Source organism: Actinomyces sp. HMSC065F12, assembly GCF_001814535.1.
GTDB classification, from domain to species: Bacteria; Actinomycetota; Actinomycetes; order Actinomycetales; family Actinomycetaceae; genus Pauljensenia; species Pauljensenia radingae_A.
In genome coordinates this window covers 1-977 of sequence record NZ_KV816948.1, presented here as the reverse complement: position 1 = coordinate 977, position 977 = coordinate 1, and the positions used below count along the sequence as shown (strand labels likewise).

Annotated in this window: 2 pseudogenes; both read right to left on the bottom strand. The window is 57.3% G+C overall.

What is annotated here, in order from left to right:
- Positions 1-283, bottom strand: a pseudogene (locus HMPREF2975_RS02310) (hypothetical protein); the annotation flags it as partial.
- Positions 274-977 (bottom strand): annotated as a pseudogene (locus tag HMPREF2975_RS02305) (ATP-dependent helicase); the annotation flags it as partial. The pseudogenes HMPREF2975_RS02305 and HMPREF2975_RS02310, both read right to left, overlap by 10 nt.

The following is a 977-nucleotide window of genomic DNA, read 5'->3' as shown; positions in this document are numbered from 1 at the left end:
CCCACGCAGGCAAGAACCAGTCCATGTACTGGCGAGCCTGCAGGTAGCGAGCCTTGTACGCATCGATCCGCTCAATGCTCGCCACGATCCGATTCTCCGAAGCGTGGAGGTCGCCTGATGGTGGTGTGCCGTCCATACGCGGAGAAGCAGGACTAGCAGCATCAGCATAAGCCGCCTTGATCTGCTCGTCAGTACTCTCGATGATCTGTTCCATCACCGCATAATCCTGCAGAGCTGCGATCGCGGCTTTCCTTGTGTCGAGGTATTTCGTCATCACATGCATGAGCTTGTCCTTTCAGTGGTTGTAATTTCTGCTGCGACCGCGTCAATCAACGCAGCCTGCGTAGCATCTTTCGCATCAAGAGCTTTGAGCACGGCTTCATCGAGCGTCCCTTCCGCAACCAGATGCGTGATCGTCACAGGTTCGGATTGACCTTGCCGATACAGGCGCGCATTCGTCTGCTGGTAAAGCTCCAGGCTCCACGTCAGCGAGAACCACACCAACAGATGCCCACCTGCCTGCAGGTTCAGACCGTGACCCGCAGATGCGGGGTGAATCAGCCCAAGCGCAATCTCGCCCCTGTTCCACGCCTCGATATCGGCCGAGGTTTTCAGTTCGCGAGCCTGTGGGAAACGAGCGGTGATGCGCTTGCGGTCGTGAGTGAACCAATACGCCACCAATAACGGGCTGCCGTTGGCTGCCTCATACAGGTCTTCTAGAGCGTCAAGTTTCCGATCATGCACGGGAGCCCACTGACCGTCGCCGGTGTAGATCGCACCCGATGCCAACTGCAGCAACTTGCCCGACAACGCAGCAGCATTCGCAGCATCAATCGTCGCCCCATCAAGGTCGAGGACGAGGTCAGCTTTGAGCTGCTCGTAGATCTTGCGCTCTTTCGGCTCCAACGTGACGAGCGTGGTTGTCACCGTCAATTCCGGTAATTGCAGGTGGTCGGTGGTTCTCATCGACAACGTCA